We start from the raw sequence: 26,054 nt of genomic DNA, 5'->3' as shown, positions 1-26,054 counted from the left end.
ATGCCGCGTCCGTCGCTCGAAGGGCGAAATCCGCTCAGTTCTTTCTTAGTGCGGTGAGATGTTTGATAAACACTGAACATGCACCGTGATCTCTTCACGGTCATGGTATAGGTGTTTCGCTTGTAGCTTAAACTTGACCTTATTTTCAATCAGGAACAGCTTCAAGTTTTCAATATCTTCAAGAACCTCATCATAGCGGCCTTTCATTGGCAGCTTAAGGTTAAAGATCGCTTCTTTTGCCCAACCACTGATGATCCACTCACCCATTAACTGAGCTACGCGAGATGGCTTTTCAATCATGTCACACACTAACCAAGTCACGTTCTTACGTGCTGGCTCAAACTTAAAGCCATCTTCTTGGTGGTGTTTCACCTGACCAGTATCCATCAAGCTATCTGCCATCATGCCGTTATCCACTGAGTGAACGAACATCGAACGCTTAACAAGTTGGTAAGTCCAACCGCCTGGGCACGCACCTAAATCAACGCCCCACATACCTGCAGCTAAACGCTCATCCCACTCATCGCGTGGAATAAACACGTGGAACGCCTCTTCAAGCTTTAATGTTGAACGACTTGGCGCATCCGCTGGGAACTTAAGACGTGGGATACCCATAAAGAACTGCGAGTTGTTGTCTGGCAGCGAGTAACCAATGAAACAGTGCGTCGGACCGACAAAGCAAACATGCAGTACTGGTTTCTTCGGGCTATCTTTCGGAAAAAGGAGGCCTTTACCACGCAGTGCTTGGCGCATTGGTACCGTGAACTTACGGCAGAACTTCAATAGCTCTTTGGCTTCGTTCGTGTCTGGGGTTTCGATACGAATATCACCACAACGAGGCATGGTTTCTACAAAGCTCAAATCATGAAGAATTGGCGAGATACGGTCTTCACGTGGCAGTTCTTGAATTTCAGCCGCTACAGCGAAAATTTGACGAGCGAAAATAAGCGATTTGAAATCAAGCTCTTTCACTAACTTTTGCGCATCACCATCTTGGTAACATTCAAAAATTACGTAACCGCTGTTCTTTTTCACACGAGGGAAACCGAACACTTCTAGCTGAGTCGCACGATCTTGAATTTCACCGGCACACTCTTTCTCAAAGCCACTGCGGCAGTAGAGCATTAATTGTTTCACTGTTTCACCTCTGTAATCTGTAGCGCTGCATAGACGAACAAGCCCCAGCCAAGCATAAACGTCATACCACCAAATGGGGTAATCGGTCCGAACCATTTAATGCCCGTTAATGCGAGTGCGTAAAGACTGCCGCTAAAACAAAAGATGCCGATGATAAAGCAAATTGCGGCTAGGGCGAAATATTTTTGTGACTTAGTAGGCAATTTTAGCTGTAGCAGGACAGCGCAGAGCAAAATCGCAATCGCGTGAATAAATTGGTACTGCACGCCCGTTTGGAATACGTCGAGTAAGTAAGGCGATAATGACTTCTTCAAACCATGCGCAGCAAAGGCGCCTAAGGCCACCCCGACTCCACTGAGAAGCCCGCCGACAGCAAGCAGATGTTTACTTTTCACCGTACACCTCAAAAATAAACTCAGCCAGATGTTTTACTGCAAGCTGAATATTACCTAACTCAGTATGCCCAGAGCTCTTACGCGGTTTAAAGCTATGATCACCATCAGGGATAAAGCTCACCTGAACCGAGGAGGAAAGCTCGAATTCAGCAAACTCTTCTTTTTTGCCGAAGGTATCTCGCTCTCCTTGAAGGATAAGGGTCGGCTTTTCCAATGTCGCTAAGTGCTCACCTTTGAACTTTTCTGGTTTTCCCGGTGGATGGAACGGAAAACCAAGACAAGCAACACCCGCCACGTTTGATTCTTCTGCCAGTAAGCTCGACATGCGTCCGCCCATTGATTTGCCGCCAATAACAATCGGTCCATTATCTGCAAATTCTGCGATCACAGCTTGATAGGCTTCAAGTAACTTAGGCGCTCTATCCGGTGGACGTTTCTTACCATCTTCAGCGCGTTTGACCATATAAGGGAAATTAAAGCGCACCACTTGAATGCCCTTCTTCGCCAACCCTTTCGCCACGGACTCCATAAAGGTATGGTCCATACCCGCACCAGCACCATGAGCAAAGATAAAGAGAGGGTTGCCCTGTTGACCATCAATCAGGTAATTACTCATCCAGTAACTCCTCTTGTTCACTTTGCGCTTTAGCTAGCATCCAATCACGGAATGTTGCGATACGGCCCATATCTGCCTGTTTATCATGGCAAACCACGTAAAACGCATTCTTCGAAAGCAGCACTTCATCAAATGGCGCGATAAGTCGACCCGCTTCGAGCTCTGGTTGAGCCAGAACGTTATTTCCAAGTGCAACCCCTTGCCCATGCGCTGCCGCTTGCAGAACCATAGTCGAGTGACTGAAGATCGGACCGTGATTAACATTCACTCCTTCGATACCATTCAGTTTGGCAAACTGTTTCCAGTCTTTACGAGAAGTGTCATGCAGTAACGTATGCTGTTTTAAATCACTTAGAGTTTCTAATGGTTTGTTACCTAAAAGTAATGAAGGTGAACAAAGCGGGATCAAGAACTCTTGATAGAGCTTATCGGCACGTAAACCTGGCCAATTACCGCGGCCATAGTAGATGGCGACATCCACATCATCGGTTAATGAGCCTTCATCCATATCAACCGCTTTAATACGAACATCGATATCCGGTTCTTGTTGGTTGAAATCCGCCAAGCGAGGCACAAGCCATTGAATAGCAAAGCTTGGCGGTAAGCTGATGGTTAACGCACCTTTTTCACTACGTTCTAGGACTTTATCAGTCGCTTCTGCTAGTGAGGTGAAAATATCTTTGATATCGAGAAAATAACTCTGCCCCTCTTCGGTGAGCAGAAGTGAGCGATTTCGACGACGAAATAGTTTTAAGCCAAGGAATTCTTCTAGCGCTTTGATCTGGTGACTGACGGCTGCTTGGGTAACAAACAGCTCCTCTGCAGCACGCGTAAAACTCAAATGTCGGGCAGCAGCTTCAAACACTTTTAAAGAGTTCAAAGGAGGCAATCTTCTGGACATAATAGCCTTCCGTAAATAGATTAGTTTTTTTTATCTGAAACATTATAAAATGTCCGTTGCCTGACGACCAGAGAAATTCTATATTTCACACCGCAGCGAGGAGTCAGAACGGCTTGATTCCCTTTTGAATCAATTGACTTCTTGTTGCGATGTTGTGTTTGCAAACTCGTATTTCGAGTTCGGTAGGTTTCTACCAGTTTTGTTTCTCCGTGAGACGAAACATATACTTCCTGTATTTATTTTGACCTGTCTGTCAAATTTTTTAGCACCGCCTATATGGCGGTGTTTTTTTATGCCCTCTCAATACGACTAATGCTTGTGAAGTAAATACCTGAGTTTTTTAGTCAACTTTTGTTGCATGTCCTATGATTGTACTAACGTATTTGCGGTAGAGGGAAACGAATGCAACCTATTCAAAACCAGTTAGCACTGCGTATATTGCTATTGGTTCTTGCACTCACTTTGGCTACTTGGCCAGTGATACTCGTGACACCGTTTTCAATCACTTCAATTACCATTTCTATACTGAGTATTTGGGTGATTCTCATCGCGATCCTCATCGGCCTTGCTAGGTAATTCACTATGCTAAGCGCTGGGATGCTCGTAACAGTACTAATTGGCTACATAGGTATTCTTTACGCCATTGCGAATTGGGCTGAATCCTCCAGTAAAACTGCTCAACGTTGGTCTTCAAGCTCTCTGGTCTACATTTTGTCCATTGCTGTCTATTGCACCAGTTGGACCTTCTATGGCAGCGTTGGGCTCGCCTCACGTAGCGGAATCATTGTCTACACCATCTACCTAGGTCCAACTCTGCTTATGCTCGTATTGTGGCCTTTAATGCGCCGAATTTTGTTGGTTAAGCAAACCTATCACGTCAATAGCATTGCGGACTTCCTATCTGCACGTTTTAACCGCAGCCTTTTCCTAGCAGGACTAACCTCTGTGGTCGCGATGGTCGGTATCGTTCCCTACCTCGCCTTACAGTTAAAATCGATCAATAACACGGTGTCCGTCATTCTGGATGAAAGTGTCTCAGGGGATATCATTACGTGGATCGTTTGGCTTGGCGTCGTACTCTTCACAATTATCTTCGGTGTTCGCCATATAGACCCTACAGAACGCCACCCTGGCATGATGATGGCGCTCGCCTTTGAAGGGATCATCAAGCTCATTGCCATGCTGGCGGTGGGTATTTTTGTCTGCTTTTTCCTGTTTGATTCACCGAGCCAGATCTTCGAACAACTACAGCGTGAATATCCAGACGCCGCCAGACAGATGGCTCAAACACCCAATTTTATCACCTGGGTGAGCTATTTAATTTTGGCAGGCTCAGCCTTCTTTTTATTGCCTAGGCAGTTTCACGTGATGGTAATAGAAAACCCTAAGGTTCAGTACATCAAACAAGCCCAGTGGAAACTGCCAATTTACTTGTTCTTAATGACCATGTTTGTCATGCCTATTTCTGCCGCTGGTATCTTGTTGTTAGGCTCTACGCCACCGGATACTTATATGTTGGCGTTGCCAATGTCTCAACAGCAGTTTGCGCTAACGCTACTGGTCTTTATTGGTGGTTTTTCTGCCGCTATGGCCATGTTGATGATCTCAGGTATGACCCTGTCGACCATGTTTAGCAACCATTTAGCATTACCCCTGATACGTCAGTTTTTTCCCAACCGAAGATTTGGTCGCTACTTATTACAAATACGTTGGTTTGCCGTTGTCCTAGTGTTTATTGCCGGACAAACATTCTTCCTATATCTCGGTGAATCCTATCTTTTGGTCAATATGGGGATGATCTCGTTTTGCGCCGTACTCCAATTACTTCCCCTTGTGCTTGCCGGGCTCTATTGGCGAGAGGTCAATACGCGCGGCGCGATATTCGGCCTGATGATGGGCTTTCTTGTTTGGGGCTATTGCTTGTTCGTCCCTTCATTGATGAAAAGTGGTTGGATCGATGACAGCCTGCTCGCCACGGGACCTTGGGGGATTGAGTGGTTGCATCCTGAACACTTATTTGGTTCGACAATGAACCGAGTCAGTCATGGCGCATTTTGGTCAATGATGGCTAATATCTCAGGTCTGATATTGGGTAGTTTGCTGTATAAAGAGAGTGAGTCAGAGAGTCGCTACAATGCCGAGTTCATCGACAATATGAACCAGACTCAGTCAGAGGATGACGACATTGGCCTTGAGCTTCCAAAAGACATTGCCCTAGCCCCTAAGCTCGCCATCCTAAGAGACTTGTTCGAACACTATTTCCCCAATGATGAAGCGCACTTAAAACTGCAACAAAGTATCAGTGAAGCCAATGTCGATAACGCAGAGTTTCTTACCACCATTGAGCTCGCCAACTTAGAAAAAACCGCTGAACGCTATCTCAGTGGTGCAACAGGCTCCGCAATGGCACATGTCCTTATTCAAGATTCGGGACTGTTTTCGCCAGCAGAAATGAAAGCATTGGAACAAACCTACAGCCAACTGCTATCTCAATTAAAAATCAGCCCTACCCAATTAAGACAACAGCTCAATTACGCCAAAGAAAAAGAGCAATTGGTCGAAGAGTACAATTCACAGCTAGAGATTCAAGTCGAGCAACGTACCAATGAGTTACAGGCAGCGATGGTGCAACTGCAAAAAACCCAGAGTCAATTAGTCGAAAAAGAAAAGCAAGCGTCTCTAGGTATGTTAGTCGCAGGGGTAGCACATGAGATCAATACACCGATTGGTATTTGTGTCACGGCCTCATCAAATTTAAGCGAAGAAGTCAGTCAATTGAAGCAAGCTTATGACAGTGAACAGCTAAGCGAAAAGCAGTTACTAGAGTTCTTCGAATTGTGTGATGAGTCAGCGCTGATCATCCATAAAAATAACGAGCGTGCGTCACAGCTTATACGCAGTTTTAAACAAATTGCCGTTGATCAATCTTCAGACGAACTGAGAGAGTTTGACATCAAAAAATACATTGATGAAATCATGCTATCACTTCGACCACAGCTGAAAAAAGTAGCGCATAAAATCGACGTGAGCTGCGCCGAAGGTATTCATTGTTACTCCTACGCTGGCACATTATCTCAAATCTTTACTAACTTAATCATGAACAGTTTGATTCATGCGTTTAAGCCTGACCAAATTGGCCATATTTCGATTCGCGTTGAAGATAACGCAGATACTTTATCTATCCACTATCAAGATGATGGTAAAGGTTTAGATGAAGAAGAAGCCAAACGACTGTTCGATCCTTTTTTTACCACCAAAAGAAATCAAGGTGGGAGTGGTTTAGGAACGCATCTTATCCACAATTTGGTTACACAGAAGCTACAAGGCAGTATTTCGATTGATACTGCGCTGGGCAAAGGATTGGCCTATCAAATTAACGTGCCTAAAGTCATTACTGAACAGTAGCAAACTACTCACTTGTAATTAGTTTTAACCTTGCCTATACCCTAATTAAGGATGACACACATGGATGATACTAAGGTGGAATTTGGGAGTCGCTTATGCCCTTAAAATTATTGCGAGAAATGGATGAACCCACTCTCCCCCCTTGGAAAGTACTGCTCGTGGATGACGACGCCGATATTCACCAAGTTACCGTGCTCGTACTCAGACGCTTTACTCTTGATGATAGGCCACTTGAATTTATCCACGCTTATTCTGGACTAGAAGCAAAAGAGAAGCTCTCGACCCATGATGATATTGCATTAATGTTTCTCGACGTGGTGATGGAAACGGATGATGCGGGCCTTGAAGTTGCTCGATGGACAAGAGAGGATCTGAGTAACCACAAGGTTCGGATAATCTTACGTACAGGTCAACCCGGCCAAGCCCCAGAGCAAAGTGTCGTCGCTAATTACGATATTAATGATTACAAAGAGAAAACCGAGCTCACTAGCCAGAAGCTCTTTACGGTGGTGTTATCGGCACTGAGATCCTATCGCGATATTATCCAAATCGAGCATGCTAAACAGCTAGAAACCAATTACCGTTTAGGCTTGGAACGCGTCATTCAGTCGACTTCAGTCATTTTCCAACAACACACTTTAAAAACCTTCTCAAACGGGATATTGCAGCAAGTCTTATCGCTACTACGGATGAATGAACAGAGCATGTTGGTCAGCGTTCGTGGTTTAACCACCATTCAACAGCCCGAGAGCGGCTACCAAGTATTAGCCCAAATTGGTCAAGGCCAAGAAGACACCATTGACCCACTGGTACAAGACTATTTAGACAAAGCGATTGCGAAAAAAGAAAGTATCATCGAAGGCGATATCTTCGTCGGCTACTTCGCCACCAGCTCTGGTGCGGTCAGTTTACTTTATCTTAAAGGGGCTCGAAAAATCACTGAGCTTGAAAGCCAACTGCTGACTATCTTCTCTTACAGTGTCAGTTTAGCTTTTGAGAATCTCTCTCTTAGCCAAGAGATTATTGATACCCAAGGTGAGCTTATTTATCGCCTTGGTGATGTGGTTGAGTCACGCTCTCAAGAAGCAGGGAATCACGTCAGACGCATGTCGGAATTGAGCTATGAGCTGTGTCTCTTACTCGGTCATTCTGAAGAGAGAGCTCAGTTACTGCGCCAAGCGGCCCCAATGCATGATATTGGTAAAATCGCCATTCCCGATAGTGTATTACTTAAACCGGGTAAGCTTGATGCGGATGAATGGGAAACGATGAAAAACCATGCCGCTATTGGCCACAATATTTTAGCTGGCTCTAAACGCAAGATATTACAAACCGCTGCCACCATCGCTCATCAACACCATGAGAAAGTTGACGGCACAGGCTACCCGCTGGGGCTAAAAGGCGATGAAATCAGTATTGAAGCGCGCATTATTGCAGTGGCCGATGTGTTTGATGCCTTAACCCACGAACGCTGTTATAAGCCAGCCTGGCCCGTTGAGGAAGTCATCGAGGAACTTAAACGTTCTAAAGGTAGCCATTTAGATGCCAAGATCGTCGATACCCTGCTAGATAATATAGATGTCGCGATTGAAATCAACCGAAAATACGCCACCGAATAGAGCGCGATCTTTTCGAATTCCAGATAATAAAAAAGCGCAAACCGGATTAACGATTTGCGCTTTCATTTTGTTGTTTTAGCAAAGATTAAGGACGGTAAACCTTAACATTGTTAAAGCCTTGCTCTTGCAGGTACAGCGCTTGTAGGCGGCTCATGACACCACGATCACAGTACAGTAAGTAAGTTTTAGACTGGTCTAAATCACCAAACTGGGTACCGAGTTTGAAGAATGGAATGTGTTTTACTTCCACACCTTCAATCTCTAGTGGGTTATCGTCTTCTTCTTCTGGACTACGGATATCAAGAACGACAGCATGCTCTTCCACCGCTTGAACTTGCTCAACTTCAGGTGCAGCTTGCTCGGTTTCTTTAGCAATATCGCGGATGTCCATCACGCGAGCATCACGAACCACTTGCTCTAAAATATCGAAGTCGAACTTGTCTTCTTCAGCTTCTAGCTTGCCTTTCACCGCTTTCACTGTTGGCTTCTTAGAAATAACACCACAGTACTCAGGCATTGTCTTAGCAAAGTCTTCAGTGCCGATATCACGCGCTAGGTTGATGATATCTTCTTTGTCCCAGTTGATTAGCGGACGAAGAATCAGCGTATCTGTTACGTTATCGATATGACGAAGGTTAGTCAGCGTTTGGCTAGATACCTGACCTAGAGCCTCACCGGTAACAAGCGCTTCAATCTTGAATTTCTCAGCGACCATGCCTGCTGCACGCATAAACATACGCTTAAGAATAACACCCATTTGGCCGTCATCGACTTTCTCTAGGATTTCCGCCACTACAGGTTCGAAATCAACCGAGATAAAACGTACTTTTGCCGAAGAACCGTATTTGTTCCATAGGTAGTGAGAAACCTGCTTAACACCGATCTCGTGCGCTGGGCCACCTAGGTTAAAGAAACAGTAATGTACTTTAGAGCCACGCTTGATGTGTAGGTAGCTTGATACACCTGAATCGAAGCCACCAGAAATCAGACTTAGTACATCTTCTTGTGTGCCAAGCGGGAAACCGCCTAGACCTTTGTAACGCGCGATAACTTGGTTTAGCTTCTCGTTCGCGACTTCAACTTTTACCGTCACGTCTGGGTTCTTCAGCTTAACGCTTGCACTTTCAATCGCTTGGTTAAGGCCGCCACCAACGTAACGCTCAAGTTCAATAGAGGTAAAGTCATGCTTACCACGACGCTTAGCGCGCACAACAAACGTCTTACCTTCAAGGTTTGGACGATTAAGCTCTAATACCTGCTCGAAAATATTATGCAGATCTGTAAAGTCTGATTGCTGAACTTCAAGTACGTGGTGGATACCTGGCGTTTGCGTCAAGACTTCAATAACTTCATTGCGGTATTGATCCGATTCAGACGTCACTTCGATATGGTCACGACGGTTAAATACCGCAACAGACTCTGAACGGCTCTTAATAATGTTGCGAATATTGCACTCAAGAATCTTTGTGAAGCGCTTACGCACCGACTCACTTTTTACAAAAATTTCTGGATGGGGCTTGACGATAAATTTCATAATTCACTTCACAACAAGTTTAATAAATTCGCAGAATAAGCAGGGCTGCTAAGCACTCACCGCTCACTCGAAATAAGAGTTGGACTCTAAGGGCGCAAGATTATACATGAATGAATGGCCATAAAAAAGACGAGCCTTTTGCTCGTCTTTTTTCTTTTACTGATTCACAGGGATTTCATCGCTTAACAATGCTTCACCCTGCATGATACTGATTTCAACTCGGCGGTTTCGCGAACGTTGTGCTTCAGTATCATTCGGCCCAAGCGGCTCAGTGTCCGCCATACCTCTAACACGTAGTCGCTCATGATTAAAGCCGCGGACTTTTTCCATCTCTTGCGCCACCGATACAGCGCGTTGAGCAGACAAGTCCCAATTAGAACGATACAACTCAGAATCAATACGCTGGTTGTCAGTATGACCAGAGACACGAATACGCCCGGGGACATCTTTCACTAAATCAGCAATCTGCCTCACTAGCGGTCTAAACTTCGGCTGTAAGAAAGCAGAACCTTCAGGGAATGCACCCTTCTCACGGATACGAATATCAATCTGCTGACCAAGGTTCTCAACTTCAATCGCGCCTTGTTCAATCTCACGCTTAAGGGCTTTCTTAATGCTCTCCATGAGCGTTTCAAGTTCTTGAGACATTTCAGCTGATTGCTGCTGTTCGTTATCAGACTCTGAGTTTTGGTTGTTCTGCGTCGAGGTGTCCGGAGACTGACCTCCGGTCAACTTGCCTTGGTCACGCTGAGTACCACCGGCTCTGTCGGACTCCCCTTCATGGAACTCGAGAGTTTGCTGAGTGATATCGATTGTCTGCTGCATTATGACGTCAATCGGTGTCGGCTCAGGACGTCCAGGTCGGAACTCTTGAGCAATAATACTGGTGCCTTTTGGAATATCTTTGACTTCCAATCGGTTTTGAACACCAAAAGCAAATTTCATCGAGCCTGCGATCTGTTTAAATTTCAGTACATCCATTTCAGAGAACGAGAGTAGAAGTACGAAGAAACACATCAGCAGCGACATTAAGTCAGCAAAGGTCCCCATCCACAACGGTAGACCGGGCGGCGGACATTTGGGTTGTTCTTCTTCCATACCTTTGACCTTACTCGTTATCTACGTCAAGAGCACGCTTACCTTCATTGAGGTAATTCTTAAGGTAACTGTCGATGACACGAGGGTTCTGACCATCTTGAATCGCTAATACGCCATCCATCACTAGGCGACGGTTCAATTTCTCTTGCTCACGGCGTAGAGACAGCTTGTCAGCAATTGGGAAAAAGACCATGTTTGATAAGATCGCACCGTACAGAGTGGTTAAGAGTGCTACCGCCATCGCAGGACCGATCGCTTTAGGGTCATCCATGTTAGAAAGCATCGCAACCAGACCAACCAGTGTACCGATCATCCCCATCGCAGGGGCAACGTCACCAAAGGCTCTAAATACACTACCACCAAAATCATGGCGCTCATCGGTAAGGACAATGTCTTTCTGCAGAGCAGCGCGAACAACGTCGGCATCATGTCCATCAACCAGTAAGTCGATGCCTTTTTGCATAAAGCCGTTGGTGATTTCCATCTCTTCTAGCGCTAAGAAACCGCCTTTACGAGCAGCGTCCGCCATCTCAACAACTTTAGCAATCAGATCTTCTGGCTCATCGGCTTTGAACATGAAAGCTTTACCGGCAATCTTCGCCGCACCAAAAAATTGGCCCATGGTGAACTTCATTAAAACGACAAAGGTAGAGCCACCCACTACGATCAAAATCGACGTGACGTCGATGAACATCATAATGCTTCCGCCAAGTATCATTGCCATGATAACGAAAGCAAAGCCGCCTAATAGTCCCACCAGCGTTGCTAAATCCACAAAGCACTCCTCATGCAATCTTTGAGCTTCTAACAAAGTATATCGGCAACGTGTTCAGATCTTTAGTTTTTTATTGATACTCTATTCACATAAATGCAGTTGCTTACTTCGTTTGCACTAGAGAAATCCCGCTATCAATGAGATTCAAACGGATTGATTGGCTGCCAAAGCTCGATTTTTCTGACAATTTTACTCGGTTAAATTTGACCATCATTATCGGCTAAGGTAACTTTCGTGCATCTTTGTCAAAGTAGAAAAGTTATGGCGAGCAAGAAACCAGAAAACATGACCTTCGAGGCGACGATCGACGAGCTCGATGTTATCGTAGAAAACCTTGAGAATGGTGATTTAGCATTGGAAGATGCGCTTAAGAAATTTGAGCGTGGCATTACGCTTGCTCGTGCAGGCCAAACTAAACTTAGCGATGCCGAGCAACGCGTAAGTATTTTGCTGCAAAACGATGACGAATCTCCATTAAGTGACTTTGACGGCCAGCCTGAGTAATTGATAGAAATATGTCTGTTATGCAAGAGGCATTAACCTCATTTCAACAACGTAATAATGAGCAGCTAAATCTTTGGCTGCAAGCACTGCCACATCAAAATCAGCCGTTAATTGAAGCCATGCGCTACGGCCTACTGCTTGGTGGCAAACGCGCTCGACCATTTTTGGTCTACATTACTGGCCAAATGCTAGGCTGTGACAAGAGTGACCTTGATACTCCCGCTTCTGCGGTTGAGTGCATTCACGCCTACTCGCTGATCCATGATGACCTCCCTGCGATGGATGACGATGAACTTCGTCGTGGTCAAACAACCTGTCACATCAAATTTGATGAAGCAACGGCTATCCTCACCGGAGACGCGCTGCAAACGTTAGCATTTACTATTTTGGCAGACGGTGATTTACATCCAAATGCTGAAGCTAACCGTATCAAGATGATCAAAGTATTAGCGGACGCTTCAGGTGCCAATGGTATGTGCTTAGGTCAAGCCTTGGACCTCGCAGCTGAAAATCGCTCAGTGTCGCTAGAAGAATTAGAAGAGATTCACCGCAATAAAACCGGTGCATTGATGAAGTCTGCTATCCGTCTAGGCGCTCTTGCTGCTGGTGCAAAAGGTCTTGAGGTGATGCCTCAACTCGACAAATACGCCGATGCAGTTGGCCTAGCGTTTCAGGTTCAAGACGACATTTTAGATATTATTAGTGATACAGAAACTTTAGGTAAGCCTCAAGGTTCTGATCAAGAATTAAACAAAAGTACTTATCCAGCCCTACTAGGATTGGATGGAGCTATTAACAAAGCTCACACTCTGTTAAATGAAGCACTTCAAGCTTTGGAAGCAATCCCATACAATACAGAGTTACTCGAAGAGTTCGCCCGATATGTCATCGAGCGCAAGAACTAACACAATAAGCGCGCATTTATATGACTCTTGATATTTCAAAATATCCAACACTTGCTCTAGCAGATACGCCAGATGAGCTACGCAGTCTTCCTAAAGAAGTGCTGCCGACGCTATGTGATGAGCTACGTACCTACTTATTAAATTCAGTGAGCCAATCTAGTGGTCACTTGGCTTCTGGCCTAGGTACAGTGGAACTCACTGTCGCGCTTCATTACGTCTACAACACGCCTTTTGATCAATTGGTGTGGGATGTGGGCCATCAAGCGTACCCACACAAAATCTTAACTGGTCGCCGCGATAAACTGTCTACGATTCGTCAGAAAGACGGCTTGCACCCATTCCCTTGGCGTGAAGAGAGTGAATATGACACATTGTCTGTTGGTCACTCATCAACGTCGATCAGTGCGGCGTTAGGTATGGCGATCAGTGCCGGTAAAGAAGACAAGAACCGTAAAGTGGTCAGCGTCATTGGTGACGGGGCGATTACCGCAGGTATGGCATTTGAAGCAATGAACCATGCTGGCGACGTTCACCCTGACATGCTGGTGATTCTTAATGACAACGAGATGTCGATTTCAGAAAACGTTGGCGCACTGAATAACCATTTGGCGCAAGTGCTTTCTGGTAACCTGTACACCTCGATTCGTGAAGGCGGCAAAAAGGTTCTGTCTGGCGTTCCACCAATTAAAGAACTGGTTCGTCGTACTGAAGAACACCTCAAAGGCATGGTGATCCCAGGTACCTTATTCGAAGAGCTAGGCTTTAACTACATTGGTCCTGTCGATGGCCATGATGTGAATGAGTTAGTCAAAACGCTGAAGAACATGCGTGAGCTAAAAGGCCCGCAGTTCCTGCACATCATGACTAAGAAAGGTAAAGGCTACGAGCCAGCGGAAAAAGATCCAATCGGTTACCACGGTGTACCTAAGTTCGACCCTAGCCACAACTCTTTGCCTAAGAGCAGTGGCGGCAAGCCAAGCTTTTCTAAGATCTTCGGTGATTTCCTGTGTGATATGGCCGCGCAAGATCCTAAGCTAATGGCAATTACGCCAGCAATGCGTGAAGGTTCAGGTATGGTTCGTTTCTCTAAAGAGTACCCTGAACAATACTTCGACGTCGCCATTGCAGAGCAACACGCAGTAACGCTGGCGACAGGTATGGCAATTGCGGGTGACAACCCGATCGTTGCTATCTACTCGACCTTCTTACAGCGTGGTTACGATCAGCTGATTCACGATGTAGCAATCATGGACTTGCCTGTGATGTTTGCTATTGACCGTGCAGGTTTAGTTGGCGCCGATGGCCAGACTCACCAAGGTGCGTTTGATCTAAGCTTTATGCGTTGTATTCCGAATATGGTGATCATGGCTCCGAGCGACGAAAATGAATGTCGTCAAATGCTCTACACGGGTCATAAACATACAGGTCCAAGTGCCGTTCGTTACCCACGCGGCACTGGTATGGGCACAGAGATAGAACAAGAGTTTACCGCTCTTAAGATCGGTAGAGGACGTCTTGTTCGTCAAGGTGAAAAGGTCGCGATTTTAAGCTTCGGTACTTTCCTTGGTAACGCACTGGAAGCGGCAGAAAGTTTAAATGCCACTGTTGCGGACATGCGCTTTGTTAAGCCGCTTGACGAGGAACTGATCAAACAACTTGCTGCAGAGCACGACGTTCTAGTAACACTAGAAGAAAACGCGATTGCTGGCGGTGCGGGTGCAGGTGTGATTGAGTTTATGATGAAAGAGAAAATCATCAAGCCTGTGCTTAACCTAGGTTTGCCTGACGAGTTTGTTCATCAAGGTACCCAAAATGAACTCCATGCAGAGTTAGGCTTAGATGCAACCGGCATCGAAAACGCCATTCGCCAATACCTAGAAAAGTAAACGTTACTGTTTCGATAGCAAAAAGCCCTCACTTCGAGGGCTTTTTTGTCTCTAACCGATTTATTCTGGCACTTGCCAACCAAACTCCGCACAGAGTTTTTGCCAAGTTTCATCAACGCCAGCTTTAATCAGCACCTTTTCATTGGTGAAGGGATGTACAAACTCTAAGCTCGATGCATGCAGAAGCAGTCTGTGCGAGTCATAGACCTCTCTATACAATTTATTATGCTTACCGTCGCCATGAGTCGTATCACCGACAATAGGATGCCTTAGGTGAGCCATATGGCGTCTTAGTTGATGTTTGCGCCCTGTTAGTGGTTTCATTTCCATCAAGCAGTAACGAGTGGTTGGAAACTTTCCTGTCGAGTGCGGCACTTCTACTTTCGCCAGCGGCCAGTAGTCTGTAATGGCATCTTGGGCTTCTTTATCTTGGCTGGCGTGCTTGTCGGCAATCTTGTCCAGCTCAACCTTCAATGCGTAATCAAGGCGGCCAGACTCTTCAATCCAACCGCGTACGATAGCGTGATAGGTTTTCTCCATCTCGTGGTTAGCGAACATCGGCATCACCTGCGAAGCGACTTCACTAGATAAAGCAAAAATCAGCACACCCGATGTCGGTCGATCAAGGCGATGAAGAGGAAACACATGTTGACCAATTTGATCACGTAAGGTTTGCATCACAAACTGTGTTTCATGCTTATCTAACCAACTACGGTGAACCAACATTCCCGCAGGCTTATTTACAGCGACGAAATACTCATCTTGGAAAACAATCTCAAGCATGGCGACATACCTTATCAATCTGTTGGAGAATCGTAATGAGTGGGGTCATACCCTGCTCTTCTTTCCAGCACTCTTCAAAATAAGCAGCCATAGCAAACCCCGTTGGCAGCGGCTGACTTTCTTTCACGAGTAGACGGATACGCGCGACAAATATCCATTGCAACCACTCTAAAGGAGTGAGGCTATCAATAGCAAAAGGCTCCTGACTGCTTAATGCTTCAACACTAGGAGAGTGTTGTTGCCACTGCCCTTGTTTTCGCATCTCACCTTCTAAAGCGTCGACTAACTCGACTAATTGTTTTTCTTTCGTCATTAAACTTTATATTGGACCTTGAAAATTGGCCTAAGAGTACCATTTATAGAGGAAAGAAAGTTAGGACAATTCTCTAATGGAAACGATTCATACCCTTACCCAATTGCTCAATGACAGTAACTGCCAGTATCAAGTGTTTGATCTTGGACGTCGTATCAAAACCATCGACGCAAAAACATTTTCTGATGCTGAAAAAGGTCAACTGCCATACCCTTACCCAATGCAGCGTAAAGCCCATATAGCGATTGCGTATTGGAATAAAGAGCAGCAGCCATGGATTTGGTTTCTAAAGTTTGAACTCGATGAGCGCGGCTTACTGAAGCAGTCAGACATTGGTAACTTCTTAAAGTACGTGATTGAAGCGATGGGTACTCGTATCAATCAAGAGATGAGTGAAGAGCAACAAGAGAAGCTATCTAACAACCCTTATACCTTCAAACCTGCTGAAGATAAGATGGCCGTATTTCACAGCCAAGTACGCGCTTCGCTAGACCTGCCTTGCAGCCAATATTATGAGCACGCTCAACACTACTTTTCTGGTGGATTAGAGTGGGATAAATGGCACACGGTTGGCCTACAAGGTGTGACTGATATTTGTGCGCGCCTTGGCCAAGAGCAAAACGGGGTGAATGTACGTAAAGCACTGCAACACCTACCTAATGAACCTCTTTATGCGTTGCTTGGGGCACTAGAACACACCGAACTTTCAGATAAACTGGCTGAGCGAATTGCCGAAATGGCCAAGCAGCAGATTGAGAATGAACAACCAGACCTGTTCCTGCTTTCAGCGCTAACACGTGCGCTTTCGGGTGCCAAAACATCCATCGCTCAACCTATTATTGATTCCATTCTGGCTAGCCCTCGTTTAAGCCATCAAGAAGTATTAATCGGTATTGCCGGTCGCAGCTGGCATTGGCTTGGTGATGCTAAAACAGCACAACAATTCCTATTACGCTTAGCACAAACTGGCAATCAAACCTTGTTTAATCAGCTGTTTGCCGATCTTGTAATGCTGCCTGAACTTAGAATGGTTCTACTGCCTTTACTGCATTCAAGCCCTTCTGAAGAGCTTGCACAAGCACTCATCCGACTGCAGCAAGCAACTAAGGCGTAATTATGATTCATGACCTCTTTGCTATTCTGGCTCTTGCCATTGTCTGTCTTCTGTTTTGGCAGCAAAGACGACAGGCGGAAATTGCTAAAAGCATCGCATTGCGAAAGTGCAAAGAGCTTGATCTTCAATTAGTCAGTGTCGCTCTCAAACGCCACAAACTAAAAACGCCGGACGGTGTCTGGCGTTGGCATTCTATCTATCAATTTGAATTTTCATCACTGGGTGACGACTGCTACCAAGGTGAGATTATTATGCAAGGTTTCCGACTAGCAAAGGTGGCTCTACCACCGCATCGGATGTAAATAGATACTCATCATAGGGGCCGAAGGTATCGGCTTTATGAGCATTGAGTACAAAACCCAATTTATTTAGAATTCGAATTGAAGGCTCATGGCCTACATTGGCTGTCGCGATGACTTTACTGATGTTTAAGTCGCGCAATGCCTTTGGAAAAAAGGCCTGCAGCACTTCGCTGGCGATTCCTCTTCCCCAGTAATTTTTATCAAAGATATACCCTAGCTCAGGTTCGCCGTCTAGATCGCAAACAAACACGTGACCAATATATTCACGAGTATTGCTGTCTAGTACCGCTCTGGCATAGATATTTGGGTCTGTCAGTACCTGTTCAAACCGTCTCTTAGCAGACGACACCGTGTGCGCCCCATTCATCTGTGCACGATTAATCGCACAGCAGTTGAGAATAAGAAACTCAGATTGTAAAGAGTCGTTATAAGGTACTAATAACGATCGGCGAGTCACAATAGTCATGACACATCCTTGTAAGCAGCAGTTCTTGTCTTATAAAACAAAGCCGAAAATTTATACCAACTGATAGCAACCTTTATTGATCTAGGTTGTTTTTAGCACATTGTTATTAGAGTTATTAGTAAAGGTGGGATCTAAGAAAAACCCCGATACATCAGTATCGGGGTTATAAGTCTTACTCGCAGCAATCCGGCTACAGAAGGTGCTCCATGCATCTTCCTTAATAGCTACTGAATCCTTCAGTATTATCCAACCGTCGCCTTCCTAGCGGTGTCCTCATCATCCTGATAGCTAACATATCCTAGTTAGCGCACATCACTCTATCCTTAAGTGGTGTCCTTGTATCTTCCTGATACTGTCCTAGCCTCTTCCTAGAGGTGTCCATTGTCGTCCATGTCACTCACATCCTGTCAGTGGCTGTTTCCTTACAATGTCCTTTCGCTCCATGCTTGATTAACTATCCTAGTCAACCAATCTTCTTCCTGAAGATTCCCAATCCTTGGTCTTTCCTGTTCCGTGTCAGTATCCTTCCGACAGGTTCTAATTTACGCGAATTACCGATAGAGACAATGCCTGTAGCAAATCAAAAATGCGCAACAATATTGAAACAAAATAAATTTAGACTACAAATCAACAAGTTAACAAATTAAAAGGTACTTATCTTGTGTTTAAAACGCTGTTTGTCTCACAACAGGTGTGAGAGATCTCGCACAGACTCTGTCACTATTTTCTATTCGCCAATTTTAAACTGACTGGGTATGATTAAATACATAAGCACAATGGAGGTTTTATGCTTACTCAAGATGTTAGCCAAGAGCTAAAAGATGTCCTTGAACAGTTACGCGCAGAAGGAAAAGAGCCGACAGTCGCACTCGTCAAAGCACGTTTGAGTACATCTGTGCCTATGCCGGCTTTGATTACAACCTTGAAGAGTTGGAAAAGCTCGAACCGAGTTCCTAAAGTTGAGGTCGCAGCGAAAAAAGAAGTCGCTGACGCAGATCGAATTGAACAGCTAGAAAAGCAAGTAATGGACCTAACGGCAAGATTGAATGCGCTTGAGAAGAAATTAGAGAAATAACAAATACTCTCTCCTTCGTCGCTCTATGGAATGATAAATATTTAGAGAGCGGAAAAACAAAAGGCTTGGCACAATGCCAAGCCTTTCTTATTTGAAGTGGTTAGATTACCAACCCGTTACTTCACGTAGACCTTTGCCGATGTCTGCTAGAGACTTCACAGTCTTAACGCCTGCCGCTTCTAGCGCAGCAAACTTGTCTTCCGCAGTGCCTTTACCACCAGAGATGATTGCACCTGCGTGACCCATACGCTTACCTGGAGGAGCAGTAACACCCGCAATGTAAGAAACCACTGGCTTAGTGACGTTCTCTTTGATGAATGCAGCAGCTTCTTCTTCCGCAGTACCGCCGATTTCACCAATCATTACGATTGCTTCTGTTTCAGGGTCTTCTTGGAACAGTTTCAGGATGTCGATGAAGTTAGAACCTGGGATTGGGTCGCCACCGATACCAACACAAGTAGACTGACCGAAACCTTCGTCAGTTGTTTGCTTAACTGCTTCGTAAGTTAGTGTACCTGAACGAGATACGATACCCACTTTGCCTTTCTTGTGGATATGACCAGGCATGATACCAATCTTACACTCGTCAGGAGTGATAACGCCTGGACAGTTAGGACCGATCATGCGAACGCCAGTTTCTTCTAGCTTCACTTTCACGTCGATCATATCTGTTGTTGGGATACCTTCCGTGATAGTCACGATAAGCTCGATACCTGCATCAATCGCTTCAAGGATTGCATCTTTACAGAACGGTGCTGGTACATAGATAACAGTCGCTGTTGCGCCCGTCGCTTCTACTGCTTCACGTACTGTGTTGAATACAGGTTGACCTAGGTGAGTTTGGCCACCTTTACCAGGAGAAACACCACCAACCATCTGCGTACCGTACGCGATAGCTTGCTCTGAGTGGAAAGTACCTTGACCACCAGTGAAGCCCTGACAGATTACTTTAGTGTCTTTGTTAATTAGTACAGACATTATTTAGCCTCCGCAGCAGCAACAACTTTCTGAGCAGCATCTGTTAGCGACTCAGCAGCAATGATATCAACATCAGAATTAGCAAGAACTTCGCGACCTAGGTCAGCGTTAGTACCTTCTAGACGAACAACAACAGGAACCGTTACACCAACTTCTTTAACCGCACCGATAATACCTTCTGCGATCATGTCACAACGAACGATACCACCGAAGATGTTTACTAGAACTGCTTTTACATTGTCATCAGAAAGGATGATCTTGAATGCTTCAGCAACACGTTCTTTCGTTGCGCCGCCACCAACGTCTAGGAAGTTAGCAGGTTTGCCACCATGTAGGTTAACGATATCCATCGTACCCATCGCAAGGCCTGCACCGTTAACCATACAGCCAACGTTGCCATCAAGTGCTACGTAGTTCAGTTCCCACTGAGCTGCGTGTGCTTCGCGCTCATCTTCCTGTGAAGGATCGTGCATTTCACGCAGTTTAGGCTGACGGTAAAGTGCGTTTGAGTCGATGTTGATCTTACCGTCTAGACAAAGCAGGTTGCCTTCGCCAGTAATAACAAGAGGGTTGATCTCTAGTAGAGCTAAGTCGTACTGAGCGAACATCTCACCAAGACCCATGAAGATCTTAACGAATTGTTTGATTTGGTCACCTGCAAGACCTAGCTTAAACGCTAGCTCGCGACCTTGATAAGCTTGAGGGCCAACTAATGGATCGATTGCCGCTTTGTGAATCAACTCTGGAGTTTCTTCTGCGATTTTCTCGATATCCACGCCGCCTTCGGTAGAAGCCATGAATACAATTTTACGACTAGCGCGGTCTACAACAGCACCTAGGTAAAGTTCATTTGCGATGTTTGACGCTTCTTCAACTAGGATTTTTGTTACAGGCTGACCATTTGCATCTGTTTGGTACGTTACTAGGTTTTTACCTAGCCACTTTTGAGCAAACTCTTTAACGCCATCTTTCGTGTCGTGTAGCTCAACGCCACCCGCTTTACCACGTCCACCCGCGTGAACCTGACACTTTACAACTTTCTTCTCAGTTGTAATGCGACCTGCAGCTTCAAAAGCTTCTTGTGGTGTATCACAAGCGAAGCCTTCCGGTACAGGCAAACCGAATTCTGCAAACAGCTGTTTGGCTTGGTATTCATGCAAATTCATTTTGATATTCCGTTTATTTTCCCTTGAGGGATTATTATTTCCATAACGTCGCTATGCTGCGTACGTCTGTAGGGTCTTCTCAAATCAATCATTGTCTATTTCAACAACAAACAATGACTCAAGTGAAGGCCAGACAGTTGAGCAAGTCTAGCCCTTAAAACTATCGAACGTCTAGCTACCCGCGGCAACTAGACATTTTAGCGATATTAAACGTCTAATAGCAGACGTGCTGGATCTTCTAGTAGCTCTTTAATCGTTACTAGGAAACCCACTGACTCACGGCCATCGATTAGACGGTGGTCGTAAGACAGTGCTAGATACATCATAGGTAGGATTTCTACCTTGCCATCTACTGCCATCGGGCGCTCTTGGATCTTATGCATACCAAGAATTGCTGATTGTGGCGGGTTGATGATTGGCGTAGACATCAGTGAACCAAATACACCACCGTTAGTGATAGTGAAGTTACCACCCATTAGCTCATCAACAGTTAGCTTGCCGTCACGGCCTTTGATTGCTAGCTCTTTGATGCCCTTTTCTACGTCAGCAAAACCTAGTGTGTCACAGTCTTTCAGTACTGGTGTTACTAGACCACGTGGCGTAGATACCGCCATGCTGATGTCGAAGTAGTTGTGGTAAACAATGTCTTCACCGTCAATCGATGCATTCACTTCTGGGTAGCGTTTTAGTGCTTCAGTTACCGCTTTCACGTAGAAAGACATAAAGCCTAGACGGATACCGTGACGCTCTTCGAACTGGTCTTTGTACTGCTTACGAAGATCCATGATTGGCTTCATGTTCACTTCGTTAAACGTCGTTAGCATTGCCGTGTTGTTCTTCGCTTCTAGCAGACGGTTTGCAACAGTCTTACGTAGGCGAGTCATTGGTACACGCTTCTGACTACGAGCCGCTGCTGGCGCTTCAACTGCTGCTGGAGCGTCTGCTTTCGGTGCTGCTTTCGCATTAGCTAGGTGCGCATCGATGTCTTCACGAGTAATACGACCGCCAACACCAGTCCCTTTCACTTGGCCTGCTTCTAGACCGTGCTCTGCAAGTAGACGACGGACTGCTGGACTTAGTGCATCGTTGTTCTCTTCTGTAAGCGCCGCTTTATGACGCTTATCAGGTGACGCTTCTGATGCTTCAGTTGTGTCAGTCGTTGGCTCACCCGCTACCGCACCCGGCTTAAGCTTAGCGATAAGCTGCTTAGAAAGTACCGTCGCACCTTCTTCTTCAATGATTGCTTCTAGAACACCTGCTTCTGGAGCTGGTACTTCTAAAACCACTTTGTCAGTTTCGATATCAACCAGTACTTCGTCACGCTCAACTACGTCACCAGGTTGTTTGTGCCAAGTTGCTACTGTAGCGTCTGCAACAGATTCAGGTAAATCTGGAACCAGAATTTCAATTGTCATATCTGTTTCTTCCTTTAACTTCTAGTTCTTAATCCGAAGTTTTTGTATTCACGTTAAGCGCATCTTCAACCAGCGCTTTTTGTTGTTTCAAGTGTACTGACATATAACCGACAGCTGGTGATGCTGATGCTGGGCGGCCAGCATATTTAAGATCAGCACCCGCTGGGATTGCAGCACGGAAGTTGTGTTGGCTACAGTACCAAGCACCTTGGTTTTGAGGCTCTTCTTGACACCAAACAAAGTCTTCAACATTGATGTACTGTTCGATTGCCGCTTTCACTTCATCCTGTGGGAATGGGTATAGCTGCTCAATACGGACAATAGCCACATCGTCTTGTTCGTTATTACGACGTTGCTCTAGCAAGTCGAAGTAAACTTTACCCGAACAGAAGACGACGCGTTTCACCTTAGCTGCATCTAGGTTGTCGATCTCTGGAATCGCTGGTTGGAATGTCCCTTCCGACAGTTCTTCTAATGTAGAAGTACACAGCGGGTGACGAAGTAGTGACTTCGGTGACATAACAATCAATGGTCGACGCATTGGGCGAACAACTTGGCGACGAATCATGTGGTAAACCTGCGCCGGAGTTGATGGCACAACCACCTGCATGTTTTGTTCTGCACAAAGCTGTAGGTAACGCTCTAGACGCGCTGACGAGTGCTCAGGACCTTGACCTTCATAACCATGAGGCAACAACATCGTTAGGCCACAAAGACGAGCCCACTTTTGTTCACCTGACGAGATGAATTGGTCAATTACAACTTGTGCACCGTTAGCGAAATCACCAAACTGCGCTTCCCAAAGGGTCAAGCCGCTTGGCTCAGCAGTCGCGTAGCCATATTCGAACGCCAATACCGCTTCTTCAGACAGTACCGAGTCAAAGACTTGGAACGGACCTTGCTTATCGTGGATATTCGCTAGCGGAACAAATGTGCTCGCATCGTTCTGGTTATGCAGAACTGAGTGACGGTGGAAGAAAGTACCACGACCAGAGTCCTGACCAGAGATACGAATACGCTTACCATCATCAACAAGCGTCGCATACGCCAACGTTTCTGCCATACCCCAATCGAGTGCTTTCTCACCGCTGATCATCGCTTTACGATCGTTGTAAAGCTTGTTCACTCGGCTTTGCAGCTTGTGGCTCTCAGGGTAAGTACATAAACGCTGACCAAGCTCAATTAAGCGCTCAGTATCAAATTTATTGTCCCACTCAACATCCCAGTCATGACCTAGGTATGGAGACCAGTCGACTGAGTGTAGAGCCATTGGGCGCCACTCTTTAACGACCACTTCACCGTGATCTAAAGCATCACGATATTCGTTAACCAGTTGCGTCGCAGTATCAATACCAAGAACGTCTTTCTCCATCAGCACATCAGCGTACAGCTTACGTGGTGTTGGGTGCTTCTTGATTTTCTGATACATCAACGGTTGAGTCGCGTTCGGCTCATCGGCTTCGTTGTGACCATGACGACGGTAACAAACCAAATCGATCACAACATCGCGTTTAAATTCATTACGGTAATCAAGTGCGATACGAGTAACAAACGCAACCGCTTCTGGGTCATCCGCATTCACGTGGAAAATTGGTGCCTGTACCATCTTAGCGATATCTGTACAGTACATAGTAGAACGCGTATCGGTAGGGTTAGATGTCGTGAAACCAACTTGGTTATTCACAACAATACGTACCGTGCCGCCCACTTGGAAACCGCGTGCTTGAGACATGTTAAACGTCTCAGCAACCACACCTTGACCTGCAATCGCAGAGTCACCGTGAATAGTAATAGGAAGAACTGTGCTGCCTGTCGTATCGCCTAAGCGGTCTTGACGAGCACGTACCGAACCAATAACTACTGGGTTTACAATCTCAAGGTGAGACGGGTTAAATGCTAGCGCTAGGTGGACATCACCGCCTGGCGTTGCGAAATCCGCAGAGAAACCTTGGTGATACTTAACATCACCTGTACCCCACGTTTCGTCATGCTTACCAGCAAATTCATCGAATAGGTCTTGTGGTTTCTTACCTAACACGTTTACCAACATGTTTAGACGACCACGGTGAGCCATACCGATAACCACTTCACGCATGCCACTTGCACCCGCATGACGAATCAATTCTTTCGTCATTGGGATCAGTGCATCACCACCTTCTAGTGAGAATCGCTTAGCACCTGGGAATTTTGCACCTAGGTAACGTTCTAGACCTTCAGCTGCTGTCAGCTCGTCTAGGAACATGTGCTTTTCTTCATTAGAGAAAGAAGGTTGACCAATGACTGACTCTAAACGTTGCTGGATCCAACGTTTTTGTTCTGTGTCTGTCATGTGCATATATTCTGCACCGATAGAACCACAGTACGTTTTCTTAAGAGCTGAGTAGATATCTTTCAACTGCATCGTCTCTTGGCCAATGGCAAAAGAACCAACGTTGAAGGTCTCTTCTAGGTCATCTTCGGTAAGATTGTGGAATGCGGGTTCTAGCTCCGCCACAGGTGGACGTTGCCATAAACCAAGAGGGTCAAGCTGTGCCGCTTCGTGTCCACGGAATCGGTAAGCATTGATTAATTGGAGTACTTTAACTTGTTTAGCGTCGACATCTGGATCACTAACCTGGACACTATAATGCTTTGTTTCTTGAGCGAGTCGTCGGAAGTAGTCACGGACACGCGAATGTGGTTGTTCTACCACTTCTTCTGTCGGCTTAGGCAAGCCTTCAAATACGCGTTTCCACTCCTCACTTACCAGATCGGGATCACTTAGATACAGTTCGTAGAGGTCCTCTACATACGTTGCATTGGCGCCAGCCAAGTGTGAAGACTCGAGCCACGCCTTCATCACGCCGTTGTGCATATTTTCCCTTAACCAGTAGTTTTCACGTTTGCTTCGGTCTTACGCCGAGCTATTAAGAGCCGACCTAAATTAGGCCGGCAATTTTTTGTTTCATTAGACAGAGCGGTTAACCAACATCGTCTTGATGTGACCAATCGCTTTCGTCGGATTTAATCCCTTAGGACAAACACTTACACAATTCATGATGCCATGGCAACGGAAAACGCTAAATGCATCATCAAGATTTGATAGACGTTCATCTGTTGCCGTATCTCGGCTATCAATTAACCAACGGTAAGCGGCCAATAGACCTGCAGGGCCAATAAACTTATCAGGGTTCCACCAGAAAGACGGACATGAAGTTGTACAACATGCACACATGATACATTCGTACAGACCATCAAGATGAGCACGCTCATCTGGCGTTTGCAGGTTCTCACGTGATGGCGGTAGAGCGCCGTCATCAATCAAGAAAGGCTTAACTTTCGAATAGTTATCGTAGAACTGTGTCATGTCAACAATAAGATCTCGAACAACAGGCAAACCTGGTAATGGACGAATCACAATCATGTCTGCTTTTAGTGCAGAAAGTGGTGTGATACACGCTAGACCATTTTTACCATTCATGTTCAGACCATCTGAACCACATACACCTTCACGGCAAGAGCGACGGAACGAGATGCTTGGATCTTGCTCTTTTAGCAGAATCAGTGCATCAAGCAACATCATGTCAGAGCCTTCTTCCACTTCAAGCGTGTAGTCTTTCATGTAAGGCTTTTGATCGACATCCGGATTGTAGCGGTACAAAGAGAAATTCAGTTTCATAATCTTATC

The 26,054-nt window shown here is 45.6% G+C and carries 24 protein-coding genes; 9 read left to right on the top strand and 15 right to left on the bottom strand.

What is annotated here, in order from left to right; genetic code table 11:
- Window positions 1-45: 45 nt before the first annotated feature.
- The 4 genes from rlmM to ACHUFZ_RS10435 are packed head-to-tail and all read right to left on the bottom strand — an operon-like array spanning window position 46 to window position 3,049.
- Window positions 46-1,137 carry a 23S rRNA (cytidine(2498)-2'-O)-methyltransferase RlmM gene (gene rlmM, locus ACHUFZ_RS10450; protein WP_394127121.1) on the bottom strand — a complete coding sequence of 364 codons (1,092 nt, stop codon included), beginning with the start codon at window positions 1,135-1,137 and terminating at the stop codon, window positions 46-48.
- A complete protein-coding gene (locus ACHUFZ_RS10445) occupies window positions 1,134-1,532 on the bottom strand; it encodes a DUF423 domain-containing protein (protein ID WP_394127120.1) in 399 nt (132 codons plus the stop codon). Before ACHUFZ_RS10445 ends, rlmM begins: the two co-directional genes overlap by 4 nt.
- Window positions 1,522-2,148 (bottom strand): alpha/beta family hydrolase, encoded by a 627-nt coding sequence (locus ACHUFZ_RS10440; protein WP_394127119.1) that lies wholly within the window; start codon window positions 2,146-2,148, stop codon window positions 1,522-1,524. The genes ACHUFZ_RS10445 and ACHUFZ_RS10440 overlap by 11 nt, the downstream gene beginning before the upstream one ends.
- Window positions 2,141-3,049, bottom strand: a complete 909-nt coding sequence (locus ACHUFZ_RS10435; protein WP_004418613.1) for a transcriptional regulator GcvA — start codon at window positions 3,047-3,049, stop codon at window positions 2,141-2,143. The genes ACHUFZ_RS10440 and ACHUFZ_RS10435 overlap by 8 nt, the downstream gene beginning before the upstream one ends.
- A 402-nt stretch (window positions 3,050-3,451) precedes the next feature.
- On the opposite strand from ACHUFZ_RS10435, the gene ACHUFZ_RS10430 reads away from it, so the two are divergent.
- The 3 genes from ACHUFZ_RS10430 to ACHUFZ_RS10420 all read left to right on the top strand — a co-directional run bounded on the left by ACHUFZ_RS10430 (window position 3,452) and on the right by ACHUFZ_RS10420 (window position 8,073).
- The gene (locus ACHUFZ_RS10430) at window positions 3,452-3,625 is read left to right on the top strand and encodes a hypothetical protein (protein ID WP_394127118.1); all 174 of its coding nucleotides are present in this window, start codon (window positions 3,452-3,454) and stop codon (window positions 3,623-3,625) included.
- A gap of 6 nt (window positions 3,626-3,631) precedes the next feature.
- A complete protein-coding gene (locus ACHUFZ_RS10425; protein WP_394127117.1) occupies window positions 3,632-6,454 on the top strand; it encodes an ATP-binding protein in 2,823 nt (940 codons plus the stop codon).
- 95 nt (window positions 6,455-6,549) lie between these two features.
- Window positions 6,550-8,073, top strand: coding sequence for an HD domain-containing phosphohydrolase (locus ACHUFZ_RS10420; RefSeq protein ID WP_394127116.1), 1,524 nt, complete (start codon window positions 6,550-6,552; stop codon window positions 8,071-8,073).
- 85 nt (window positions 8,074-8,158) lie between these two features.
- Here ACHUFZ_RS10420 and thiI read toward each other — a convergent pair whose 3' ends face one another.
- The 3 genes from thiI to pomA all read right to left on the bottom strand — a co-directional run bounded on the left by thiI (window position 8,159) and on the right by pomA (window position 11,480).
- Window positions 8,159-9,607, bottom strand: a complete 1,449-nt coding sequence (gene thiI / locus ACHUFZ_RS10415; RefSeq protein WP_394127115.1) for a tRNA uracil 4-sulfurtransferase ThiI — start codon at window positions 9,605-9,607, stop codon at window positions 8,159-8,161.
- 156 nt (window positions 9,608-9,763) lie between these two features.
- Complete coding sequence (locus tag ACHUFZ_RS10410) at window positions 9,764-10,705, bottom strand: flagellar motor protein MotB (protein WP_394127114.1); 942 nt, start codon at window positions 10,703-10,705, stop codon at window positions 9,764-9,766.
- 10 nt (window positions 10,706-10,715) lie between these two features.
- On the bottom strand, window positions 10,716-11,480 hold the full coding sequence (pomA, locus tag ACHUFZ_RS10405; RefSeq protein WP_004413205.1) for a flagellar motor protein PomA: 765 nt from the start codon (window positions 11,478-11,480) through the stop codon (window positions 10,716-10,718).
- Between the two features lie 261 nt (window positions 11,481-11,741).
- Here pomA and xseB point away from each other — a divergent pair, with 261 nt between their 5' ends.
- The 3 genes from xseB to dxs are packed head-to-tail and all read left to right on the top strand — an operon-like array spanning window position 11,742 to window position 14,775.
- Window positions 11,742-11,984 carry an exodeoxyribonuclease VII small subunit gene (gene xseB, locus ACHUFZ_RS10400; protein ID WP_134835235.1) on the top strand — a complete coding sequence of 81 codons (243 nt, stop codon included), beginning with the start codon at window positions 11,742-11,744 and terminating at the stop codon, window positions 11,982-11,984.
- Between the two features lie 20 nt (window positions 11,985-12,004).
- A complete protein-coding gene (ispA, locus tag ACHUFZ_RS10395; RefSeq protein WP_394127334.1) occupies window positions 12,005-12,889 on the top strand; it encodes a (2E,6E)-farnesyl diphosphate synthase in 885 nt (294 codons plus the stop codon).
- Between the two features lie 20 nt (window positions 12,890-12,909).
- Complete coding sequence (dxs, locus tag ACHUFZ_RS10390) at window positions 12,910-14,775, top strand: 1-deoxy-D-xylulose-5-phosphate synthase (protein WP_394127113.1); 1,866 nt, start codon at window positions 12,910-12,912, stop codon at window positions 14,773-14,775.
- A 60-nt stretch (window positions 14,776-14,835) separates the two neighbouring features.
- Here the strand turns inward: dxs and truC are convergent, their stop codons facing one another.
- Window positions 14,836-15,558, bottom strand: coding sequence for a tRNA pseudouridine(65) synthase TruC (gene truC / locus ACHUFZ_RS10385; protein WP_394127112.1), 723 nt, complete (start codon window positions 15,556-15,558; stop codon window positions 14,836-14,838).
- Window positions 15,551-15,871 carry a YqcC family protein gene (locus ACHUFZ_RS10380; protein ID WP_394127111.1) on the bottom strand — a complete coding sequence of 107 codons (321 nt, stop codon included), beginning with the start codon at window positions 15,869-15,871 and terminating at the stop codon, window positions 15,551-15,553. The genes truC and ACHUFZ_RS10380 overlap by 8 nt, the downstream gene beginning before the upstream one ends.
- Window positions 15,872-15,947: 76 nt before the next feature.
- Between ACHUFZ_RS10380 and ACHUFZ_RS10375 the strand changes: the two genes are divergently transcribed.
- Together ACHUFZ_RS10375 and ACHUFZ_RS10370 are read left to right on the top strand one after the other, a co-directional pair.
- Window positions 15,948-16,985 carry a DUF3549 family protein gene (locus tag ACHUFZ_RS10375; RefSeq protein WP_394127110.1) on the top strand — a complete coding sequence of 346 codons (1,038 nt, stop codon included), beginning with the start codon at window positions 15,948-15,950 and terminating at the stop codon, window positions 16,983-16,985.
- Window positions 16,986-16,987: 2 nt separating this feature from the next.
- Window positions 16,988-17,287, top strand: coding sequence for a DUF3301 domain-containing protein (locus tag ACHUFZ_RS10370; protein WP_004418618.1), 300 nt, complete (start codon window positions 16,988-16,990; stop codon window positions 17,285-17,287).
- On the opposite strand, the gene ACHUFZ_RS10365 is transcribed toward ACHUFZ_RS10370, so the two are convergent.
- Window positions 17,235-17,753: a GNAT family N-acetyltransferase gene (locus ACHUFZ_RS10365; protein WP_394127109.1), complete on the bottom strand. Its 519-nt coding sequence runs from the start codon at window positions 17,751-17,753 to the stop codon at window positions 17,235-17,237. The two genes, ACHUFZ_RS10370 and ACHUFZ_RS10365, sit on opposite strands and share 53 nt — an antisense overlap.
- A gap of 787 nt (window positions 17,754-18,540) precedes the next feature.
- On the opposite strand from ACHUFZ_RS10365, the gene ACHUFZ_RS10360 reads away from it, so the two are divergent.
- Window positions 18,541-18,828 carry a hypothetical protein gene (locus ACHUFZ_RS10360; RefSeq protein WP_394127108.1) on the top strand — a complete coding sequence of 96 codons (288 nt, stop codon included), beginning with the start codon at window positions 18,541-18,543 and terminating at the stop codon, window positions 18,826-18,828.
- A 105-nt stretch (window positions 18,829-18,933) separates the two neighbouring features.
- On the opposite strand, the gene sucD is transcribed toward ACHUFZ_RS10360, so the two are convergent.
- The 5 genes from sucD to ACHUFZ_RS10335 all read right to left on the bottom strand — a co-directional run bounded on the left by sucD (window position 18,934) and on the right by ACHUFZ_RS10335 (window position 26,045).
- Window positions 18,934-19,806 carry a succinate--CoA ligase subunit alpha gene (gene sucD, locus ACHUFZ_RS10355; RefSeq protein WP_053440526.1) on the bottom strand — a complete coding sequence of 291 codons (873 nt, stop codon included), beginning with the start codon at window positions 19,804-19,806 and terminating at the stop codon, window positions 18,934-18,936.
- A complete protein-coding gene (gene sucC / locus ACHUFZ_RS10350; RefSeq protein WP_134835244.1) occupies window positions 19,806-20,972 on the bottom strand; it encodes an ADP-forming succinate--CoA ligase subunit beta in 1,167 nt (388 codons plus the stop codon). Before sucC ends, sucD begins: the two co-directional genes overlap by 1 nt.
- Window positions 20,973-21,178: 206 nt before the next feature.
- Window positions 21,179-22,387 carry a 2-oxoglutarate dehydrogenase complex dihydrolipoyllysine-residue succinyltransferase gene (gene odhB / locus ACHUFZ_RS10345; protein WP_394127107.1) on the bottom strand — a complete coding sequence of 403 codons (1,209 nt, stop codon included), beginning with the start codon at window positions 22,385-22,387 and terminating at the stop codon, window positions 21,179-21,181.
- A 28-nt stretch (window positions 22,388-22,415) separates the two neighbouring features.
- Window positions 22,416-25,241 (bottom strand): 2-oxoglutarate dehydrogenase E1 component, encoded by a 2,826-nt coding sequence (gene sucA, locus ACHUFZ_RS10340; protein ID WP_394127106.1) that lies wholly within the window; start codon window positions 25,239-25,241, stop codon window positions 22,416-22,418.
- A 93-nt stretch (window positions 25,242-25,334) separates the two neighbouring features.
- On the bottom strand, window positions 25,335-26,045 hold the full coding sequence (locus ACHUFZ_RS10335; protein WP_394127105.1) for a succinate dehydrogenase iron-sulfur subunit: 711 nt from the start codon (window positions 26,043-26,045) through the stop codon (window positions 25,335-25,337).
- Between the last annotated feature and the right edge of the window lie 9 nt (window positions 26,046-26,054).

Source organism: Vibrio hepatarius, from assembly GCF_043642085.1.
GTDB lineage: Bacteria > Pseudomonadota > Gammaproteobacteria > Enterobacterales > Vibrionaceae > Vibrio > Vibrio hepatarius_C.
This window is presented reverse-complemented; position numbering and strand designations above follow the sequence as displayed.

Bases quoted from the DNA above. Each gene is read 5' to 3' on its own strand.
- dxs (WP_394127113.1), top strand. From the start codon at position 12,910: ATGACTCTTGATATTTCAAAATATCCAACACTTGCTCTAGCAGATACG.
- ACHUFZ_RS10335 (WP_394127105.1), bottom strand. From the start codon at position 26,045: ATGAAACTGAATTTCTCTTTGTACCGCTACAATCCGGATGTCGATCAA.
- xseB (WP_134835235.1), top strand. From the start codon at position 11,742: ATGGCGAGCAAGAAACCAGAAAACATGACCTTCGAGGCGACGATCGAC.
- ACHUFZ_RS10425 (WP_394127117.1), top strand. From the start codon at position 3,632: ATGCTAAGCGCTGGGATGCTCGTAACAGTACTAATTGGCTACATAGGT.
- ACHUFZ_RS10430 (WP_394127118.1), top strand. From the start codon at position 3,452: ATGCAACCTATTCAAAACCAGTTAGCACTGCGTATATTGCTATTGGTT.
- odhB (WP_394127107.1), bottom strand. From the start codon at position 22,387: ATGACAATTGAAATTCTGGTTCCAGATTTACCTGAATCTGTTGCAGAC.
- truC (WP_394127112.1), bottom strand. From the start codon at position 15,558: ATGCTTGAGATTGTTTTCCAAGATGAGTATTTCGTCGCTGTAAATAAG.
- thiI (WP_394127115.1), bottom strand. From the start codon at position 9,607: ATGAAATTTATCGTCAAGCCCCATCCAGAAATTTTTGTAAAAAGTGAG.
- ACHUFZ_RS10440 (WP_394127119.1), bottom strand. From the start codon at position 2,148: ATGAGTAATTACCTGATTGATGGTCAACAGGGCAACCCTCTCTTTATC.
- sucA (WP_394127106.1), bottom strand. From the start codon at position 25,241: ATGCACAACGGCGTGATGAAGGCGTGGCTCGAGTCTTCACACTTGGCT.
- ACHUFZ_RS10410 (WP_394127114.1), bottom strand. From the start codon at position 10,705: ATGGAAGAAGAACAACCCAAATGTCCGCCGCCCGGTCTACCGTTGTGG.
- ACHUFZ_RS10435 (WP_004418613.1), bottom strand. From the start codon at position 3,049: ATGTCCAGAAGATTGCCTCCTTTGAACTCTTTAAAAGTGTTTGAAGCT.
- ispA (WP_394127334.1), top strand. From the start codon at position 12,005: ATGCAAGAGGCATTAACCTCATTTCAACAACGTAATAATGAGCAGCTA.
- ACHUFZ_RS10365 (WP_394127109.1), bottom strand. From the start codon at position 17,753: ATGACTATTGTGACTCGCCGATCGTTATTAGTACCTTATAACGACTCT.
- ACHUFZ_RS10375 (WP_394127110.1), top strand. From the start codon at position 15,948: ATGGAAACGATTCATACCCTTACCCAATTGCTCAATGACAGTAACTGC.
- ACHUFZ_RS10380 (WP_394127111.1), bottom strand. From the start codon at position 15,871: ATGACGAAAGAAAAACAATTAGTCGAGTTAGTCGACGCTTTAGAAGGT.
- ACHUFZ_RS10420 (WP_394127116.1), top strand. From the start codon at position 6,550: ATGCCCTTAAAATTATTGCGAGAAATGGATGAACCCACTCTCCCCCCT.
- ACHUFZ_RS10360 (WP_394127108.1), top strand. From the start codon at position 18,541: ATGCTTACTCAAGATGTTAGCCAAGAGCTAAAAGATGTCCTTGAACAG.
- ACHUFZ_RS10370 (WP_004418618.1), top strand. From the start codon at position 16,988: ATGATTCATGACCTCTTTGCTATTCTGGCTCTTGCCATTGTCTGTCTT.
- sucC (WP_134835244.1), bottom strand. From the start codon at position 20,972: ATGAATTTGCATGAATACCAAGCCAAACAGCTGTTTGCAGAATTCGGT.
- sucD (WP_053440526.1), bottom strand. From the start codon at position 19,806: ATGTCTGTACTAATTAACAAAGACACTAAAGTAATCTGTCAGGGCTTC.